18 protein-coding genes are annotated in these 17,712 nt (G+C 66.6%); 12 read left to right on the top strand and 6 right to left on the bottom strand.

The window, feature by feature from the left end; genetic code table 11:
• Window positions 1-64 precede the first annotated feature (64 nt).
• The 4 genes from ACW17Y_RS10985 (at window position 65) to ACW17Y_RS10970 (ending at window position 1,734) form a co-directional block, all read left to right on the top strand.
• Window positions 65-322, top strand: a complete 258-nt coding sequence (locus tag ACW17Y_RS10985; RefSeq protein ID WP_492038323.1) for a hypothetical protein — start codon at window positions 65-67, stop codon at window positions 320-322.
• Window positions 323-497: 175 nt separating this feature from the next.
• Window positions 498-839: a hypothetical protein gene (locus ACW17Y_RS10980; RefSeq protein ID WP_492035741.1), complete on the top strand. Its 342-nt coding sequence runs from the start codon at window positions 498-500 to the stop codon at window positions 837-839.
• Window positions 840-884: 45 nt separating this feature from the next.
• Complete coding sequence (locus ACW17Y_RS10975; RefSeq protein ID WP_492035740.1) at window positions 885-1,358, top strand: hypothetical protein; 474 nt, start codon at window positions 885-887, stop codon at window positions 1,356-1,358.
• Between the two features lie 4 nt (window positions 1,359-1,362).
• Window positions 1,363-1,734 (top strand): helix-turn-helix domain-containing protein, encoded by a 372-nt coding sequence (locus ACW17Y_RS10970; RefSeq protein ID WP_492035739.1) that lies wholly within the window; start codon window positions 1,363-1,365, stop codon window positions 1,732-1,734.
• A 506-nt stretch (window positions 1,735-2,240) separates the two neighbouring features.
• Here the strand turns inward: ACW17Y_RS10970 and ACW17Y_RS10965 are convergent.
• Window positions 2,241-3,182 carry a LysR family transcriptional regulator gene (locus ACW17Y_RS10965; RefSeq protein ID WP_492035738.1) on the bottom strand — a complete coding sequence of 314 codons (942 nt, stop codon included), beginning with the start codon at window positions 3,180-3,182 and terminating at the stop codon, window positions 2,241-2,243.
• Window positions 3,183-3,289: 107 nt separating this feature from the next.
• Here ACW17Y_RS10965 and ACW17Y_RS10960 point away from each other — a divergent pair, with 107 nt between their 5' ends.
• The 3 genes from ACW17Y_RS10960 to ACW17Y_RS10950 all read left to right on the top strand — a co-directional run bounded on the left by ACW17Y_RS10960 (window position 3,290) and on the right by ACW17Y_RS10950 (window position 6,373).
• The gene (locus ACW17Y_RS10960; protein ID WP_492035737.1) at window positions 3,290-3,475 is read left to right on the top strand and encodes a hypothetical protein; all 186 of its coding nucleotides are present in this window, start codon (window positions 3,290-3,292) and stop codon (window positions 3,473-3,475) included.
• 12 nt (window positions 3,476-3,487) lie between these two features.
• The gene (locus ACW17Y_RS10955) at window positions 3,488-5,293 is read left to right on the top strand and encodes a PHA/PHB synthase family protein (protein ID WP_492035736.1); all 1,806 of its coding nucleotides are present in this window, start codon (window positions 3,488-3,490) and stop codon (window positions 5,291-5,293) included.
• A 246-nt stretch (window positions 5,294-5,539) separates the two neighbouring features.
• The gene (locus tag ACW17Y_RS10950) at window positions 5,540-6,373 is read left to right on the top strand and encodes a flagellin (RefSeq protein WP_492035735.1); all 834 of its coding nucleotides are present in this window, start codon (window positions 5,540-5,542) and stop codon (window positions 6,371-6,373) included.
• Window positions 6,374-6,516: 143 nt separating this feature from the next.
• Here ACW17Y_RS10950 and ACW17Y_RS10945 read toward each other — a convergent pair whose 3' ends face one another.
• On the bottom strand, window positions 6,517-7,959 hold the full coding sequence (locus ACW17Y_RS10945) for an aldehyde dehydrogenase family protein (RefSeq protein ID WP_492035734.1): 1,443 nt from the start codon (window positions 7,957-7,959) through the stop codon (window positions 6,517-6,519).
• Between the two features lie 254 nt (window positions 7,960-8,213).
• On the opposite strand from ACW17Y_RS10945, the gene kdgD reads away from it, so the two are divergent.
• From kdgD to ACW17Y_RS10930, 3 genes are all read left to right on the top strand, one after another.
• On the top strand, window positions 8,214-9,158 hold the full coding sequence (gene kdgD / locus ACW17Y_RS10940) for a 5-dehydro-4-deoxyglucarate dehydratase (RefSeq protein ID WP_492035733.1): 945 nt from the start codon (window positions 8,214-8,216) through the stop codon (window positions 9,156-9,158).
• A 69-nt stretch (window positions 9,159-9,227) separates the two neighbouring features.
• Entirely contained in the window at window positions 9,228-10,130 is a 903-nt protein-coding gene (locus ACW17Y_RS10935; protein ID WP_492035732.1) for a LysR substrate-binding domain-containing protein, read from the top strand.
• Between the two features lie 13 nt (window positions 10,131-10,143).
• Window positions 10,144-11,721 (top strand): carboxylesterase/lipase family protein, encoded by a 1,578-nt coding sequence (locus ACW17Y_RS10930; protein WP_492035731.1) that lies wholly within the window; start codon window positions 10,144-10,146, stop codon window positions 11,719-11,721.
• Window positions 11,722-11,829: 108 nt separating this feature from the next.
• Here the strand turns inward: ACW17Y_RS10930 and ACW17Y_RS10925 are convergent, their stop codons facing one another.
• On the bottom strand, window positions 11,830-13,029 hold the full coding sequence (locus ACW17Y_RS10925; RefSeq protein ID WP_492035730.1) for an SGNH/GDSL hydrolase family protein: 1,200 nt from the start codon (window positions 13,027-13,029) through the stop codon (window positions 11,830-11,832).
• Between the two features lie 100 nt (window positions 13,030-13,129).
• Window positions 13,130-13,714 carry a hypothetical protein gene (locus ACW17Y_RS10920; protein WP_492035729.1) on the bottom strand — a complete coding sequence of 195 codons (585 nt, stop codon included), beginning with the start codon at window positions 13,712-13,714 and terminating at the stop codon, window positions 13,130-13,132.
• 147 nt (window positions 13,715-13,861) lie between these two features.
• Here ACW17Y_RS10920 and ACW17Y_RS10915 point away from each other — a divergent pair, with 147 nt between their 5' ends.
• The gene (locus tag ACW17Y_RS10915; protein ID WP_492035728.1) at window positions 13,862-14,110 is read left to right on the top strand and encodes a hypothetical protein; all 249 of its coding nucleotides are present in this window, start codon (window positions 13,862-13,864) and stop codon (window positions 14,108-14,110) included.
• Between the two features lie 52 nt (window positions 14,111-14,162).
• Window positions 14,163-14,354 (top strand): hypothetical protein, encoded by a 192-nt coding sequence (locus ACW17Y_RS10910; protein ID WP_492035727.1) that lies wholly within the window; start codon window positions 14,163-14,165, stop codon window positions 14,352-14,354.
• 141 nt (window positions 14,355-14,495) lie between these two features.
• Here the strand turns inward: ACW17Y_RS10910 and ACW17Y_RS10905 are convergent, their stop codons facing one another.
• Window positions 14,496-16,343: a DUF8034 domain-containing protein gene (locus tag ACW17Y_RS10905; protein WP_492035726.1), complete on the bottom strand. Its 1,848-nt coding sequence runs from the start codon at window positions 16,341-16,343 to the stop codon at window positions 14,496-14,498.
• Window positions 16,343-17,692, bottom strand: a complete 1,350-nt coding sequence (locus ACW17Y_RS10900; protein WP_492035725.1) for an MFS transporter — start codon at window positions 17,690-17,692, stop codon at window positions 16,343-16,345. The genes ACW17Y_RS10905 and ACW17Y_RS10900 overlap by 1 nt, the downstream gene beginning before the upstream one ends.
• Between the last annotated feature and the right edge of the window lie 20 nt (window positions 17,693-17,712).

Below are 17,712 nucleotides of genomic sequence, written 5' to 3'. Positions count from 1 at the left end.
GAACCAGCCCGAGTAGCCGAAACGGCCTCGGGCGACGCCTTCTTTCATACGAAAGGAGGCCCCATTGACCCTCACACTTCCGAACTGGACCTGGGACTATCTCGAGACCGTCTTCGAGGATCTGGCGCAGACCCCGGCAGAGAAAGCCGCAGTTCTGCATCTGGTCGCGGTGACGCGAGAGATGAGCCCATATCTCTCGAAGCTCGATCTGCTGCGCGAGATTATCTGCATCGGGCTCGTACTGTTGCCCGATCACGATCGGCCGCAGAGCGCGGCCCAACTTCGATCGTCGAGTACAGCCGCGTCGGGCGGGACCTGTTGATGGTGATCGTCTTGACCTGCGGCATCGCCCTTCTGCTCGCGGGAGCCATCGGCGCCACCCTGATGATCCAGCAACTTCTGCAAACGGCCGATCAAGCCCAGCGACTTCGCTGACCTGAACCGACCTCACAAACAAGGCCCACCACAGCCCCCGCGAAGCGGGAGAAGGATCCCCCATGCAACGTCGTGAGTATGGACAGAAGCTGGCCACGGCTCTGTTCGAAACCGAAGACGCCATTGATGCGGCCCTTGAAAAGGCCGCCCATCTGATCGCCGCGATGTCGTCCATTCGTCGCGAGAATGGTCTGTCGGCCGTGCTCGGCAGCCACGCCATGACCGGCGTCACCGGGTCGGTGCGTGCGCTGGGTGAAGCCCGGGACCAGATCGTCTCCGCCCACCACGCGCTTCAGACCGCCGCACCGCAGGTGGGACTGGGCAACACCGTCATGCAGGGCACGGGCGCCGGAAAGCCTGAAGAGAGCCTGCCGCGGCCGACCGGTCTCAAGGTCGCCGCATAGTGCTATGCTCGCGGCGCGCTCCGACAGCGCGCCGCGAGCCTTTGCATGTTCAACGATAATGTCCTGTTTCTGGCCACGGCCGCCCAGATCGGCGGCTTGATCCTGACCATCCTCGTGTGCGGTGCGGCCATCTGGAAAGGTGCGCATACGGAGCGGGTCGCCGCCATTTCGATCGTTGTCGCCTCGATCCTCACGCCCCTGGTCCAGAATTGGACGGACTGGACCTCGCCGCAGTGGAACATTCTGATCATCGACGCCGCGAATCTCGGGGTGTTTCTATATTTGCTCGTCAGAACCCACAGGGTCTGGCTTCTGTTCGGCTGCGCGTTCCAGCTCCTGGCGGTCCTGAGCCATTTCGGCATGGTGATCGACCCGCGCATCATGTCGCACGCCTATATCTCCACCCTGTACGTGATGTTCTACGGTCTCATGGCCGCTCTGGCTGCAGGAATCTGGGAGGGCCGGCGGCGCGATTCGCGCGCGCGAGTTGCTTCGGCAGAGCGGAATGTTCTAGCTTGAGCGTATGAGTTCCCCGACGCCTAATCCGATCGACATCGCCGTGGGGCAGCGTGTTCGCGCCATACGCGAACTGCGTGGCCTCACCCAAACTGATCTGGCCAAGGCCACGGGCGTGACTTTCCAGCAGATACAGAAATACGAACGGGGCACGAACCGCGTCTCGGCCTCACGTCTGATGCTCATTTCGCATGCGCTCGGTCAGCCGGTGAGCGCGTTCTTCGACGCTGAGGAGCCCGGAGCCAGCGATGGCCTGGACCTGTTCGCGGTCAGCGGCTCGAAAGCTCTGCTTGAGGCCTACGGCCGGATCGAAACGCCCGATCAACGCCGCATTGTCGTCGCGCTCGCGCGTTCGCTCGCGGGCGAGCCATCCGCCTGATTCATTCGGAAGATCCGACAGGGGCGGGGCCCGGCCGCTATTGGCCAGGCCTTGCGGGCTGAAAGTCCCCGACCGTCCTCGTGCCAGCGCGAGGCGGCAGTGGCGGCCTGACCGGCGAGCGTGGCCGCCGTTTCAGTGATTGTCGCGGGGCAGGCCGAGCGTATCGGTGATCCGGTGGAATCGCGTCGTGCTCTCGAGCACGGCGCCGGTCTGCAGTCGCCGACGAGTCCGCGCTGGATTTCCTGTCATGGAGTCTGGGAGGCCGGATACCTGTAACCTCCGGCGTCCTCCAGGTCGCGGCGACGTTCGGACAGTTCCTCGTTGTTGAGGCCTACATCGACCCGGGCGCGAGCAGATCGATCCGGATCCCCTGTTTGATCAGGCAGGAGGGCGGACGCAGGTTCACGACCTCCGCCGCGCCGGTAGCCGACCGGACCCGACCCGCGCATCAACAGGACGGTTTCCGTCGTGATCGCCTCGGCCGGATCATCGATGTGCCGGGCGGATCAGGTTCGTGCGGCTACAGAGAGAGGCCCCGGTTGATGCGCGTCCTGCCCGATAAATCTCTGTCGGTTGCTTCGCACGGCTTCGATGATCAGGCTCGTGACCGCCCGGATCCGCGCGAGACGTCGGAGATCGGCGTGGGTCACAAGCCAAAGGCTACGCTCCAGTCGCACCGCCTCGGGCAGGACCTGAACGAGAGCCGGTTCCTGTGCGGCGATGAAATTCGGCAGGACGCACAGACCGGCTCCGGCCAGGGCTGCCTGCAGCTGGGCGATCAGGTTGGAGCTCTGCAGTCGAACCACGACTTCCACGTCCGGGGCCTGCATGTAGTCGAGCTCGGGGGCGTAGAGCAGGTCGTCGATATAGCCGATGAACCGGTGCCCGCTCATGTCGGTTCGCTTCAGGATCGGCGGTCGTGCCTCGAGATACGCTGCCGACGCATACAGGCCGAGCCGGTAGTCGGTCAGCCGCCGGGACACCAGTCGGCCCTCGCGTGGCGCGCTGAGGCTGACGGCGATGTCGGCTTCCCGCTTGGACAGGTTCACCGCACCGGCCATGGCGACCAGCTGGATCTCCAGCTCCGGATGGCGATCCGCCAACGCCGCCATCAAGGGGGCGATGACATAGCTGCCGAAGCCTTCGGGCGCGCCGATGCGGACCGTTCCGGTCAGGGCCTGATCGGCCTGGCCGAGTTCGCCGGCTGCGCGGATTGCGAGGGTCTCCATGGCCTCCGCCGTCGGCATCAGGCGTTCGCCGTGCGCCGTCAGAACGTGACCGGCAGGCGTTCGATCGAACAGTTGGGCGCCCAGTTGAGCCTCCAGAGCGCCGATCCGTCGTCCTACCGTGGTGTGATCCGCGTCCAGGCGTGAAGCGGCCGCGGTTAAACGCCCGGTGCGCGCCACTGCCAGAAAAGCCCTCAGATCATTCCAATTGAACTCGGACAACGTGGCTCCTGTGCAAAAATGCACGGCGGTTGGGTATTTCGTAGCATGGTTATGCGAAAATCTCCATGCGATAGGGCGATCGACACGCCCGTTCGAGGAATTCAGCCATGGCTTTCGACTCTTTCGTCGCTCCCCGCACTCCGCTTTCCGCCGACATGACCGCCGCCGAGGTGATTGATCGGGCCGGCGCGCCTTGCCCCGTGTGGACCGCCGAGAACCCGGACCGCGCCCTGGCCTGGCTCTATGTCGCGCCGGCCGACTGCATGGCCGTAGACATCCTGACCGCCCGCTGATCTGAGAGCGCCATGACCACGACGACCGGCGACAAGCCCCCGTTCGATTTTCCGATCCCGATCCTGCCGGACCCCGAAGTCGCGGCGGAGGCCATGATGCGTCTGGCCGAGGTCGCAGCGGCTGCGGCCCGGACGACCGCCGCCAGGTCGATGCAGCCGACGGCGCTGCCCTATGATCCGACCACGCTGGTGCGGGCGGTCGTGGACTTCAACCTGGCGGTGATGGCCCGGCCCAGCGCCCTCCTGGAAGCCCAAACGAAGAACTGGACCGACTGGACCAACCTGTGGACCTCCACCGCCCAGCGCGCGTGGGGCCTGGCCGCCGATCCGGTCGCGGCGCCGATCAAGGGCGACCGCCGCTTCTCCGGCGCCGACTGGAGCGAGCCGGCCTATGACGCACTGAAACAGGCGTATCTGCTGGCGGGCCGCCAGCTTCAGGACTTCATCGCCACCGCGCCTGTCAGCGACGAGATCCGGGGCCAGGTCGACTTCCTGGCGCGCCAACTCACCAACGCCCTGTCGCCCGCCAACTTCGCCCAGACCAATCCCGAGGTCGCACGTCGTGCGATGGCGACCGGCGGTATGAGCCTTGTCACGGGCCTGACCCATCTGCTGGAAGACGTGGCCCGCGGCGACGGACTGGTCGGCCGGCGCGCGCCCAACGACTTCGAACTGGGCGTCAACATCGCCGCCACGCCCGGCGCAGTGGTGTTCAGGAACCGGCTGATGGAGGTGATCCAGTACGCGCCGACGACGGAGACGATCTATCGCCGCCCGCTGCTGTTCGTGCCGCCGCTGGTCAACAAATTCTATCTCTTCGACCTGACACCCAAGGCCAGCTACCTGAAGTGGCTGGTGGATCAGGGCCACACCGTCTTCGTGATCTCCTGGGTCAATCCGGACGCCAGCCACGCCGATGTCGGCCTCGACGACTATGTGACCGAGGGCATCGTGGCGGCCATGGACGCCGTCGAACAGGCGACAGGCGAGCCGGACGTGGATCTGGTCTCCTACTGCCTGGGCGGGACGTTGTCGGCCATGACCCTGGCCTGGCTCGCCCAGACGGGCCGCGCGGATCGCGTCGCTTCGGCCACACTGATCGCCAGCCTGGTCGACTTCTCCGAACTGGGAGAATGGTCGGTCTTCACCGGCGAGAACGACATGAAGGCCTTCCACCGCTATCTGGACGAGCGCGGATATGTCGAGGCGCATGACCTCGCGAGGCTGTTCTCGACGGTTCGCGCCAACGACCTGATCTGGTCCTCCGTGGTCCAGCACTATTTGATGGGTGACGATGCCCGCGCGTCCGACCTGTTGTGGTGGTTCGACGACGGCGCCCGGATGCCGGCGCGCACGCTGAAGGAATACGGTGACTGGGTTCTTCGACAGAACAAGCTCAAGGAACCCGGCGGCGTGTCCATCGATGGCGTCGCCCTGGATCTGAAGGCGATCGAGACCCCGGTGATGATCGTCGGCTTCCACGACGACCACGTCTCGGCGTGGCGTGCAACCTACGCCCAGCGCGGCCATTTCGGCGGGGACACCCGGTTCATCCTGGGCGGTTCGGGTCACAACGCGGGGATGATCAATCCGCCCGCCGCGAACAAGCACGGCTACTGGACCAGCGACGAAACTCCGGCAGAAGCCGACGCCTGGTTGGCCGGGGCGGAGAAAAAGCCGGGCTCCTGGTGGCCCGAGTGGCAGGGATGGCTCGACGCGGCCGCGGTCGACGAGAAGGTCAAGGCCAGGAAAGTCGGTTCCGGCAAGCTGAAGGCCGGCGATCCCGCCCCCGGCACCTACGTGCGCGTTCGCCACTAAGGCCCATGCGGCAGCGGACGGGCTACGGCCGAACGCTCCGCCGGAACGCCGGACCCGCGTAGGCGGCCATGCTGGCGGCGAAGAAGCCGGTCAGGTCAGGACTTGGTTACTCAAGTCTGAACTGTGTTAAGACTCATGTAAAACAATGTTCGACAAATATTAGGTAGATCTACCTATTGTGCAGGACGGGCAAAAAGCTCTCGGACGTCAAAATGACGCCCGGAACCTGCGAATAGGAACATCGTCATGGCGCTGAACAGCGTGAACACGAACTCTGGAGCGCTGGTCGCGCTCCAGAACTTGCAAACAACCAGGGTACAACTCGACACGGTCCAGAGCCGCGTCAACACTGGCAAGAAGGTCAACAACGCCAAGGACAATGGCGCCATCTGGGCTATCGCCCAGGGCCAGCGCGGTGAAATCTCGGCTCTGAACGCCGTCAAGGATAGCCTGGATCGCGGTTCGTCCGCCGTCGACGTTGCCATGGCCGCCGGTGAATCGGTTTCGGACCTGTTGATCCAGCTTAAGGAAAAGGCCCTGTCGGCGACTGACAAGTCGCTGTCGACGGCTTCGCGAAAGGCCTTGAACGAAGACTTCAAGTCCATCCGCGACCAGATCGGCACGGTCGTTTCCAACGCCAAGTTCAACGGCATCAACATGCTGGACAACTCGACCGGCACCAACGGCTTCAAAGCTCTGTCGAACACGGCCGGCTCCACCATCAAGGTGGCTCCTGAAAACCTGTCATTGGGCGGCGCCAACGTGACCCTGGCCGCGACCGCAACCATCGGCACCTCGACCCTGGCGACGACCGCGCTTGCCGCCATCAACACCTCCATCGACAATGTGTCGTCCGCCCTGGCTCGCCTGGGCACCGGCGCCAAGTCGCTCGACACGCATCGCTCGTTCGTCAGCAAGCTCTCCGACGCCCTGGAAAACGGCGTGGGCAACCTGGTCGATGCGGATCTGGCCAAGGAAAGCGCACGACTGCAGTCGCTGCAGACCAAGCAACAGCTGGGAGTGCAGGCTCTGTCGATCGCCAATTCCTCGACCTCGATCCTGCTCGGCCTGTTCCGATAGGCGTGCGGCGCGGGGCGCTGTGCGCCTCGCCCGCATCTGCGAACGACACGATCCCGGGGAAGCTCACGACGGTTACGCGGAACCACTAACCGCTGACGCATTCAGGCGGGAGAGACATCGGCGCACGGACTGGGGGCTCCGCGTCAGCTCCAGGAGTAGGCGGTCTTGGTCTGGGTGTAGAACTCAACGGCTGCGAAGCCCTGTTCGCGCGCGCCGTAGCTGGAGGATTTCGAGCCGCCGAAGGGCACGTGATAGTCGACGCCGGCGGTCGCCAGATTGACCATGGTCATGCCGGCGCGGGCGCGGCGCTGGAAGTCGCGGGCGTGTTTGAGGCTGGTGGTCACGATCCCGGCCGACAGGCCGAACTCGGTGGAGTTGGCGACGGCGAGCGCCTCCTCGTAGTCCTTGACCCGGATGGTCGAGGCGACCGGGCCGAACACCTCTTCGATGTTGATGCGCATCGACGGATCGGTGTTGGCGATCAGGGTCGGCTGGACGTACCAGCCGGGCGTTGAGAGACTGAGCCGTTCGCCTCCGGTGACGATCCGGCCCCCGGCTTCGCGAGCGATGTCTATGTACTTGTAGCTGGTTTCCATCTGGGCCTCGGAGACCGCCGGGCCCATCTGGGTGTTCGGATCCAAGGCGTCGCCGACGCGCAGGGCGGCGACCTTTTCCGCCAGCAGGGCGACGAACCGGTCGTGGATGGCGTCGGTGACGATCAGGCGGCTGGAGGCCGTGCAGCGCTGGCCGGTGGCGAAGAAGGAGCCGTCCAACGCGACCATGACGGCCCGGTCCAGATCGGCGTCGTCGAGCACGATGAGGGGGTTCTTACCGCCCATCTCGAGCTGGACCCGGGCCTGACGCCTGATGGCGCCCAGGGCCACGCCCGCGCCGACGCTCTGCGACCCAGTGAACGACAGGCCGTCGACGTCCGGGTGATCGACGATCGCCTGACCCACGCCCCCGCGACCGATCACGAGGTTGAACACCCCCTTCGGCAGACCGGCCTCGACGAGGATGTCGGCCAGGGCCGAGGCGGTCGCCGGGGTGGGACCCGCCGGCTTCATCACCACGGTATTGCCGAAGGCTAGCGCGGGCGCGGCCTTCCAGGCCGGAATGGCGATGGGGAAGTTCCACGGCGTGATCAGGCCATAGACGCCGACCGCCTGACGATAGGTCTGGATCTCGACGCCGGGGCGGACGCTGTCGAGGTTCTGGCCGTGGCGACGCAGGGCCTCGCCGGCGAAATACTTCAGGATGCGGCCGGCGCGGACAGTCTCGCCGATGCCCTCGGGCAGGGTCTTGCCCTCCTCGCGCGACAGCAGGCGGCCCAGCTGTTCGCGCCGTTCCATGACGAGCGTCCCGGCCCGGTCGAGCACGTCGGAGCGGACCTCGGGCGAGGCCTCGGACCACGACGGGAAGGCGGCCTTCGCAGCAGCGACGGCGGCGTCGACCTCGGCCTGACCGCCGTCCGGCGTGCGGGCGACCACCTCACGGGTGTTCGACGGGTTGAGGCTCTCCGTCGGCCGGGCGACGTCCGCGCGCTCGCCGTCGATCAGATGGCTGAGGTTCAGGGTGGCGGTCATGGGTAGGTCCTTCGGCTGTCTCAGGCGGTTTAGAGCCTGATCCATGCGCTGCGAACACCGAAACACGCATGGATCGAACCGCAATGTGCATCGATCCAGGCCCGCTCCCGCGCCTGTGAGCGCCGATCAAGCCAAAACGCGTATCGGTCGATAGCTCATTTGGCTTAGACCCGCATCGAACCCCCCGATACCGTTTGGACAAGGCGCGGCAATGGCGCCGGGCGGCGAGGCCGTCGAACAGTGAGGGGAATCCCATGTCCAGAATGACGCCCGCGGAAATGGCCGCGACGATCGGCGGCGGTTTGCTGTCGTTCCCCGTGACCCATTTCGACGGCGCGCATCAGTTCGTTGAAAAGGACTACCGCGAGCACTGCGGCTGGATGCTGGAGTACGAGCTGGCCGGCCTGTTTGCCGCGGGCGGCACGGGCGAGTTCTTCTCCCTGACGCCGGCCGAGGTGACCGCGGTGGTCAAGGCGGCCGTGGACGAGACCGCCGGCAAGACCCCGGTCGTGGCCGGTTGCGGCTACGGCACGGCGATCGCGGTCGATCTGGCGAAGTCCGCCGAGGCCAACGGCGCCGACGGCGTCCTTTTGCTGCCGCCCTATCTCATGGTCCCCGGACAGGAAGGCCTGGCGGCGCACGTCGAGGCGGTCTGCAAGGCCACGAAGCTGGGCGTCATCGTCTACAACCGCGACAACGCCGTGCTGAACGAGGATACCCTCGAGAAGCTGTGCGACCGCAACCCGAACCTCGTGGGCTTCAAGGACGGCGTCGGCGACATCGAGTTGATGATGAAGGTCTATGCCCGGATGGGCGATCGCCTGACCTATGTCGGCGGCCTGCCGACGGCGGAGACCTTCGCGCCGGCCTATCTGGAGATGGGCGTGACGACCTACTCGTCGGCGATCTTCAACTTCGTGCCGGAGTTCGCGCTGGACTTCTACAAGGCGGTCCGCGCCCGCGATCATGCGACGATCATGGCGGGTCTGCGCGACTTCGTGCTGCCGTACATCGCCCTGCGCAACAAGGGTAAGGGCTATGCGGTTTCGATCGTGAAGGCGGGCATGACCGCCATCGGTCGCAGCGCCGGGCCGGTTCGGATGCCGCTGGTCGATCTGTCGGAGGCCGAGCTGGCCGAGCTGTCGGCCCTCATCGCACGGGTCCAGCCGGCGGCGCCGAAGCTGGCGGCGAACGGATAAGAACCGTGGCCTGTCCGGCCCGGTCCGGAGCGCCTAGCATGGTCCGCCTGAAAAAGGGCGGGACCGATCATGTTTGAGCTGAGCCAGCTGCGGTGCTTCGTCGCCGTCGCCGAGGAACTGCATTTCGGGCGGGCGGCCCAGCGACTGAACATGACCCAGCCGCCGCTGAGCCGTCAGGTGCAACTGCTGGAGCGGATCCTAGGCGTGGTCCTGCTGGATCGGACCAGCCGGTCGGTGCGGCTGACGCCGGCGGGACGGTCGTTCCTGATCGAGGCCAAACGCATCCTGAGGCTGGCCGAGAGCGCGGCCCTTGCCACGCGACGGATCGGCAAGGGGGATGCCGGGCGGGTCGCGATCGGGTTTACGGCCGCCTCGGGCTACAGCTTCCTGCCCAACCTCGTGGATCTGGCCCGCACGAAGCTGCCGAACGTGGACCTGGCGCTTCGGGAGCTGGTCTCGGGCGAGCAGGTCGAGGCCTTGTTGACCGGGCGCATCGACCTCGGCCTCGTCCGACCGCCCCTGACCCGGCCGGAGTTCGACAAGGTGCGGGTGCTGACCGAACCCCTCGTCGCGGCCCTGCCGAGCGGCGATCCCCGGCTGGAGAAGGAGCGGTTGACCCTGGCCGATTTCGACGGCCTGCCGATGGTCACCTATGCGCCCGAGGGCGCGGGATACTTCCACACCATGCTGACGGCGATGTTCGACGAGGCCGGGGTGTCGCCGAACTATGTCCAGCACATGGCCCAGATCCACTCGATCCTGGCCCTCGTCCACGCCCGGATCGGGGCGGCCGTGGTGCCGGAAGCCGCGACCAAGCTGCATTTCGAGGGGGTGGAGTTCCGCCCGCTGGAGACCGTCCCGGAACGCCCGGTCGAGCTTTTCGTGGCGTGGCGCAAGGACAACGACAATCCGAGCCTGAAACCGCTGCTTGAGCTGATCTCGGCCCAGGTGGAGGACGTACAGGCCCCCTAGAAAGGACACCTCCATGCCCACCCGCCGTACCGTCGTCGCAGGAACTGTCGCCCTGGCGGCCCTGATGCCCGGAGGCGTCCACGCGGAGGGGGCGGCGCCGGTGGCGATGACCCGGCACGGGCCGGTGCGGGGTTATCTCGATCAGGACATCAAGGTCTTCAAGGGCGTCCGCTACGGCGCCGATACGGCGGTGCGGCGGTTCCGGCCGGCGGTGGCGCCGGGGCGCTGGACCGAGGTGGTCGAGGCGACTTCCTATGGCGCGGCCAGCCCGCAGAGGTCGGACGAGGCGAACCAGTCGGAGGACTGCCTGTTCCTGAACGTCTGGACCCCGGCGCTCGACGATCGGAGGCATTCTGGTCGAGGGGGGCGGCCGGTCATGGTCTATGTCCACGGCGGGGCCCACGCCAACGGCTCGGGATCGAGCCCGCTGTATGACGGCGCCGCCCTGTGTCGGCGGGGGGATGTGGTCGTGGTGACCCTGAACCACCGGCTGAACGTCTTTGGCTACAACGGGCTGGGGCAGGTTCTGGGCGGCGACTTCGCCAGGTCGGGCAGCGTGGGCAACCTCGATCTGATGCTGGCGCTGGAGTGGGTCAGGGACAGTATCGCGGCCTTCGGCGGGGACCCGGACAACGTGACCGTCTTCGGCCAGTCCGGCGGCGGGGCCAAGCTGGTGACCCTGATGGCCATGCCGTCGGCGGCGGGGCTGTTCCACAAGGTCATCACCATGAGCGGCCAGCATGTGACGGCCATGGGGCCGCAGCATGCCGAACTCAGGATGCGGGCCTTCCTCGACCATCTAAGCTTGACGCCGGAGCGGGCGGGGGAGCTGGCGACCCTGCCCATGGGCCGGCTGGTCGAAGCGCTGTCGATGGACGATCCGATCGAGAAGGGCGGCATCTATTTCTGGTCGGTGATGGATCACGACACCCTGCCGAGGCACCCCTTCGTCCCCGATGCGCCCAGAGAAAGCGCACATATTCCGATGATTATCGGAAACACCCACGACGAGGCGCGCGCCTTCACCGCGAACGACGAGCGGAACTTCAGCCTGACCTGGGACACGGTGGCGGCCAAGCTGGCGCCCGAGTTCGTGGTCGACCTGAACGCCCAGTATGTCGTCGACTGGTACCGGGCGAGGTTCCCGCAAATGAGCCCGGTCGACGTCTTCTTCGCGGCCGCGACCTGCGGCCGGTCCCGGCCTGGCCATCTGATCCAGGCCCAGGAGCGTGCGCGGATCGGGGACCGGACCTGGATGTACCAGCTCGATTTCGGCTCGCCGGTCGAGCCTAGGCTGGGCGCCTATCACTCGTTCGACATCGCCCTGGCCTTCGACAACTGCCACCAGCCGACGTCGAAGACCGGAACAGGGCCCGAGGCGATCGAGGTGGCGCGAAGGATGAGCGAGACCTTCATCGCCTTCGCCCGCACCGGCGATCCGAACAATGCCGCCATCCCGGCCTGGGCCCCCTATGACCTCGAGCGGCGGCCGACGATGATCTTCGATGTCGACACACGGCCGGTCGATGACCCGCGCGGCGACGAGCGGCGGCTGTTCCAGGTGGCCCCCTTCCTGAAGCAGGGGACGTGATCGACTCCATTCCGGCAAAATAGAATCGGGCTCGACCGCAGAGGCGGCAAAATGGAATGGGGCTGGAGCGCAGAGTCGGCCCAGACGGCACATCTTCGATGAAGTTTGCTAGTCGCAGACATCGAGCGAAATGGCCTGCGCCATCGCCGCGTAGCCCCCGTCCGACGGATGGAGTTTGTCGCCGCTGTCGTTGGCGGCGAGGAGGCGGGTGGAATGCTCCGGGTCACGGACGGCGGCGTCGAAGTCGATGACCGCGTCGGGCTCGCCTGAGGTGCGGATCCAGGCGTTGGCGGCCTGACGGATCGCCTCGCCGGTTTCGGTGAAATAGTTGGCACCCTCGTATGGGGGCAGGGTGGCGAGGATGACGCGGAAGCCGGCGGCATGGGCGCGAGCGATGACCTGTCGGTAGCCGGAGATCAGGTCTTCGGCGGTGATGGCCTCATGCGCGTACTCCGGTCGTGCCGGGCGGCCGAGGTCGTTGATCCCCTCCAGCAGGATCAGACAGCGGGCGCCGGAAATGACCAGGGCGTCGCTGTCGAGACGCTGGAGGCCGGACGGGCCGGAGCCCTGGTACAGCAGGCGGTTACCGCCGATGCCGGCGTTGACGACGGCCCAGGGGGCGTGGGCCTCGACCATCCGCCGGGCCAGCCGCTCGGGCCAGCCGCCGGGGCCGGAGGGAAGGGAGCCGGTGCCCTCGGTGATGGAATCCCCGAAGGCGACGATGACGTTGACCGGGGCGTCGGTCTCGACCTCGACGGCCGTGATCGGGGTGCCGAGACGCAGGGGCGAGGCGTCGGCGGGGACGGCCGAGCCGGTCGCGTCGCCGTCGCGCAGGACCTGGCGGATGCGGTGGACGGGCAGGGGCGTGGAGTCCGGCAGGTATGTGCTGATGGTCAACCGGTCGAGCGCATGGACGGGGAGGGCTACGGGATCGGACAGGCGGGGGACGCCGGCCGGGAGGGTGACGCCCGGGGCACCGTCGAAGGTGATCGGAACGGGCGCGCCGTCGCCGACCGCGACGCTGGCGGCGCCGATGCGGACAGGGGCGGCGCCGTGGAGGTTGGAGAACCGGACCCGGATGCGGTCGCCGTCGGCTGCGACGACAAGGGTCTGGCTGAGGGTCTGGTCGGAGACCTCGGAGGGACCGAGCGGGCCGCGCACGTCGTTGGGATTGGGCAGCGATGCTGCGACGACCGGGCCGAGACTGGCGGACGGCGCCCAGGTCCAGCCGGCGATCCAGCGATCCTGGGCGGAGGCGGGCGTGGCGAGCGCGAGGGTGAGGGCGAGGAGGGCCAGGGGCTTGTGCACGATCCCATTCTAACCGGACTTCGCGAAGGTCGCCTACGGGTGGTTTTCAGACGTTACCGCAGCCGGTCTCAAGACCCTCGACTGACCGCCCCCAGCCGCCTCACCACCTCGGCCCGGCGAGATCAGAGTCATAGGTCGCCCGGCTCCGCCGGATCCCGGTCGTGCCCGCGTTTGTCGCGGGTTGGCCCGCACCGGCACCGCGGCCGCCGGTGCCGGTGCCGCCGAACGGGTTGCGACCGGCCCTGTTGTTCCTGTCCGCACGCCATCCGGCTTCCTGCTCGGCCTCCAGGGCGGAAATGGCAAGGTCGCCGTCACTGCCACTCCTTAGTTGGTTGGTGTCGATAAGTTCCCGACGCGCCACAATAAGAGTAATCAACAATTGCTCTTCTGACAGTAATCTACCAACTGTGTTGAGATTGTGATGAAGGTAATCTTGCAGATGGCGCTTGATTCTCTGTTGCGCGGGCTCTCCGCTCAGGCCATCGTCCTCAGCCATGCCCACGATCGACAGGATTTCGCCCATCACATTTTCCACCCGTGCGCCTGAAACCTCCGCACTGCCACTGAGGAGTCTTCTATCGATCGGCGGTTGAGACTGCATGACAGGCGGTGCGGAAGCCGCCACTGCCCCTGCCATGGCCGCCATCGCGATCACGGCAGCGCTGACCAGACCTATGTTCCGCATCCCAGGCTCCTGCAAAGTTGACCAAAGATACACGGCGCAAGCGCAGAAGATAGCCGTCGGAAGCGTCCGCTAAGGGTCGATAGCGGTCATTTGACCCCGGGCGGAGAACCGACACGTGCTCTAAGGCGACCCCCAGTGGAGTCGCCTATGGCCGTCGAGACCGTCTACATCATTCAGACCTATGTGCAGGGTCGCGGAAAAGGCCTGAAGTCTGAGCAGCAGCAGGGTTGCAAGACCGCCGAAGAGGCTCGACGCAAGGCCGAACGTCTTGCACCTTTGCGGCTCGGCGTGGTCGCATTCGCCGCGTCAGCCGACACAGAGATGGGGGACTACGATGAGAACCCCACGATCCTGTTCAAGGCGGGTCAGTTACCGCCCCCTTGGGACGAGGAATAGGCTAGGGCTGGCGCGTCGCCCTTCCTCACCCTCACTGGGACCTCGCACAATGATGACCGACCCCGAACGCATTGATGCGCTCCTCGACATGGTCGATCCCGCTCGCCCGCCGAACGAGAGCCGGGGACCGGAACTCACCGTTCTCGGGCTGGCCGTCGCGAAAGCCAAGGGCGGTTATGAGCCGACGAATGCCGGCTGGGTGATGATCGGAAATCGCGGCAGGGCGTTTCAGCCGCGCAAGTAGCGTCTTTCTGTTCGCCATCGTTCGGGTCCTGAAAAGCCTGACCCGGCGCTGGAGGGCGGCTGGGGTCCGCGCGGAACGCGGACGCAGTGAACGACCGCCGAGGCTCGGAAGCGGGGATTGGACTAACGGTGTCCCCGGACCCTACCGATCCCAAGGGAAGCGCAGCGTCGGCGGGTTCACATGCCGGTCCATCGCCAGCACCAGACGCGCGCCTGCCCCCGGGGCGAGGGTGACGGTGAACGTCGCCGCATCCACCGCCTGACGCGCGTCTCCGATCGTGACCGAGCGGATCCGGTGCTCGCCGTAGCCGCCGCCTTGCACCGTGACGGTGCGGGCCTCGGTGACGTTGAGATTGACCAGGGTGACGGCGGTTTCGTCGTCGGTCATGCGGTCGACGAGGGCGGCGACGTCCAAGGGCACGCCGGCGCGGCGCTCGACCGGGTCGAAGTAGCGCAGGCGGGCGTAGAGGGGCGAGCCGCCGGCGTTGGCGGTGGTCGGGGACCAGCCCGGGCGGCCGATATGGATGGCGCCCATCATGGTCTGCATCAGGGCGGTGACCCGCGCCGGATTGATGTCGAGGACGGCGTCGGCGAGGCGGGTGTCGGGCGTCGTGGTGTCACGGCGCTGCAACTCCGCGCGGGCGGCCACCTGGGCCAGCCCGTCGCGGAGCGCCGCCTCGGGGAAGTCGGGATTGCGGCCCTCCAGATACGCGACCCAGGGATGGTCCGGCGCACGCGCGCGGTCGGACGCCTTCATCGAGAACCACCAGATGTCGAGGCTGTTGGTCTGGTGCAGGCCGTTCTTCCAGCCGTACCAGCCGTCGGGGCCGTACATCGTCGGGGTCTGGACCTGGCCGTCGACGGTGCGTTTCTCAGCGTTCAGCCGGTCAGCCTGTCTGCGCCAGGTGTCGAGGTATTTGTCGTCGCCGGTCAGCAGGTAGGCGTTGAAGAAGCCGAGGATGGTGCGCAGCACGCGGCTGCGGTCCTCGCGCAGGCCGGTGACAGGGTTCACGGGGGAGAAGCCCCAGCCGTAGGTCCCGCCCCACCAGTTGCCGTCCGCGGCCGAGCCGATGACGCCGTCGAGGCCGACGTTGGAGGGGAGCAGATCGTCGTTCTGTTTCGCCCGCTCGGCCCAGGCGTCGACATAGCCGAGCAGCCAGTCGCGGTATTTGGGCTCGTGGTCGATCATGAAGGCGTTGAGCGCGAGCGTCGTGGCGAACAGGTTCAGCGGGTGGTCGCCGACCACGTCGGTGTATTCGTCGTAGTGGTGCAGGGTCTGTTCGTAGGTGTCCTCGCCGTGCTCCATGAAGAAGCCGGCGGTGTCGAACGGGTCGCCGGCCCAGTCCAGGGCGGTGGCCTTGCGCAGCATCGGGCCGCGCGAACCGTTCATCAGGCTCCTGATGATCCTGTGCTCGGGATCGTAGTTCGGGGCGTCGGCGTCCTCGCCCATATACATCGCGCTGAAGCGTCGGGCGCGGTCGTGGAAGCGGGGATTGTTCGGGTCCGACAGGCCCTGGACGTGGAACAGCGTCATCTCCTCGGCATGGTGCTGCCAATCGAGTTGGACGTTGAATTCCTTGTAGAACATGCCCTCGCGGGCGATCTCGACCTCGGTGGTTTTGGCCGCCGTGAACTGGCGCAGGTGGCCTTCCCAGCCTTGCGTGTACATCGACTTGACGATCTCGGCGCCGCCGAGGGCGTGGAGCAGGGGCCAGTCGTTGAAGTTCTCGATCGCGTCGTCGGGGCCGTCGTTGGCGCCCCAGCGTTCGAAGCAGAGGAAATAGCCGCGCTCGTCGAAATAGCGTTCGTAGAAGACCTGGCAGGCCTCGGCGTTGGCGTGGAGAAGCTGGCGCTGGAGCAGGGCCCAGTCGGGCGGCGACATGGGGGTGGAGATGCGCAGGGTCGTCGCGGCCTTTGCGCGCGGGGCAGCGGCGAGCGCGAGGGCGCCGGCGGCGGAACCGCCAAGGAAGGCGCGACGACTGGCGGCCATCAGGCGGCGCTGGCGGGCTTGAGCGTCAGGCGCTCGATCTTGCCGACGATCAGGAAATAGGCGGCGACCACGAGGATGCAGTGGAGCCCCACGAACCACAGGGCGCCGTCGAAGGAGCCGGTGGCTGCGACGATGTAGCCGATGACGATCGGGGTCACGATGCCGGCCGAGTTGCCGAAGGTGTTGAAGATGCCGCCGGTGACGCCGACCAGCTCCCTGGGCGAGGTATCGGAGACGACGGCCCAGCCGAGCGAGGCGATGCCCTTGCCGAAGAAGGCCACGGCCATGACCACCACGATCAGCCACTCCTGCTGGATGTAGACGCAGGCGATGATGGTCGAGGCCAGGATCATGCCGATCAGGAGCGGAGTCTTGCGGGCCAGGGTCAGGGAGCCCGTGCGCTTCAGGATGGCGTCGGAGATGACGCCGCCGAGGACGCCGCCGACGAAGCCGCAGAGCGCCGGGGCGGCGGCGGCGAAGCCGGCCTCGAGGATGTTCAGGCCGCGCTCCTTCACGAGGTAGATCGGGAACCAGGTGACGAAGAAATAGGTCAGGACGTTGATGCCGTACTGGCCGATGAAGACGCCGATCAGCATGCGGCTGGACAGGACCTGTTTGACGTTGGGCCAGGTGAAGGCGGAGGCCTTCACGACCTTCTCCTCCATGCGGATCAGACCGCCGCCGGCTTCGATGTAGTCGAGCTCGGCCTGGTTCACGGAGGGGTGCTCCACGGGGGAGTGGATCAGCTGCCAGAAGACGACGGCGGCGACGAGACCCAGGCCGCCCATGACGAAGAAGACCGAATGCCAGTCGTAGGTGTGGACCAGCCAGCCCATCAGGGGTGCGAAGACCACCAGCGAGAAATACTGGGCCGAGTTGAAGACCGCGGAGGCGAAGCCGCGCTCCGAACCCGGGAACCAGGCGGCGACGAGGCGGGCGTTGCCGGGGAAGGAGGGGCTCTCGGCCAGGCCCACGGCGAAGCGCATGGCGAACAGGCCGACGAAGATGGCGCCGCCGGTCAGGAAGCCGGAGAAGCCCTGGACCAGGGTGAAGAAGGACCAGGCCGCGATGGCGATGGCGTAGATCAGCTTGGTGCCGAACCGGTCGAGCAGGGCGCCGCCGGGGATCTGGCCCAGCACATAGGCCCAGGCGAAGGCGGACAGGATGTAGCCCATCTCGACCGGGTCCAGGCCGAGGTCCTTCGACGCCGCGTCGCCCGCGATCGAGAATGTGGAGCGGTCCGCATAGTTGATCGTCGTCAGCAGGAAGATCAGCAGCAGGATCAGGAAGCGGACCCGGGTGCGTTTGGCCTGGCCAGAAACGGGGGCAGGTGCGGTGGTGTCGGTCATGGTCTCGGCCTCCTCCTCGG

The sequence above is a fragment of the Brevundimonas sp. AVps7 genome (assembly GCF_058681545.1).
The sequence above is the reverse complement of the archived record's forward strand: the minus strand, read 5'-3'. Positions and strand labels throughout refer to the sequence as shown.

What these genes read in the sequence shown, in the direction of transcription:
- ACW17Y_RS10975 (WP_492035740.1), top strand. Translation starts at nt 885, where the DNA reads ATGTTCAACGATAATGTCCTGTTTCTGGCCACGGCCGCCCAGATCGGC.
- ACW17Y_RS10915 (WP_492035728.1), top strand. Translation starts at nt 13,862, where the DNA reads ATGGCCGTCGAGACCGTCTACATCATTCAGACCTATGTGCAGGGTCGC.
- ACW17Y_RS10950 (WP_492035735.1), top strand. Translation starts at nt 5,540, where the DNA reads ATGGCGCTGAACAGCGTGAACACGAACTCTGGAGCGCTGGTCGCGCTC.
- ACW17Y_RS10955 (WP_492035736.1), top strand. Translation starts at nt 3,488, where the DNA reads ATGACCACGACGACCGGCGACAAGCCCCCGTTCGATTTTCCGATCCCG.
- ACW17Y_RS10905 (WP_492035726.1), bottom strand. Translation starts at nt 16,343, where the DNA reads ATGGCCGCCAGTCGTCGCGCCTTCCTTGGCGGTTCCGCCGCCGGCGCC.
- ACW17Y_RS10910 (WP_492035727.1), top strand. Translation starts at nt 14,163, where the DNA reads ATGACCGACCCCGAACGCATTGATGCGCTCCTCGACATGGTCGATCCC.
- ACW17Y_RS10980 (WP_492035741.1), top strand. Translation starts at nt 498, where the DNA reads ATGCAACGTCGTGAGTATGGACAGAAGCTGGCCACGGCTCTGTTCGAA.
- ACW17Y_RS10935 (WP_492035732.1), top strand. Translation starts at nt 9,228, where the DNA reads ATGTTTGAGCTGAGCCAGCTGCGGTGCTTCGTCGCCGTCGCCGAGGAA.
- ACW17Y_RS10960 (WP_492035737.1), top strand. Translation starts at nt 3,290, where the DNA reads ATGGCTTTCGACTCTTTCGTCGCTCCCCGCACTCCGCTTTCCGCCGAC.
- ACW17Y_RS10945 (WP_492035734.1), bottom strand. Translation starts at nt 7,959, where the DNA reads ATGACCGCCACCCTGAACCTCAGCCATCTGATCGACGGCGAGCGCGCG.
- kdgD (WP_492035733.1), top strand. Translation starts at nt 8,214, where the DNA reads ATGTCCAGAATGACGCCCGCGGAAATGGCCGCGACGATCGGCGGCGGT.
- ACW17Y_RS10920 (WP_492035729.1), bottom strand. Translation starts at nt 13,714, where the DNA reads ATGCGGAACATAGGTCTGGTCAGCGCTGCCGTGATCGCGATGGCGGCC.
- ACW17Y_RS10900 (WP_492035725.1), bottom strand. Translation starts at nt 17,692, where the DNA reads ATGACCGACACCACCGCACCTGCCCCCGTTTCTGGCCAGGCCAAACGC.
- ACW17Y_RS10970 (WP_492035739.1), top strand. Translation starts at nt 1,363, where the DNA reads ATGAGTTCCCCGACGCCTAATCCGATCGACATCGCCGTGGGGCAGCGT.
- ACW17Y_RS10930 (WP_492035731.1), top strand. Translation starts at nt 10,144, where the DNA reads ATGCCCACCCGCCGTACCGTCGTCGCAGGAACTGTCGCCCTGGCGGCC.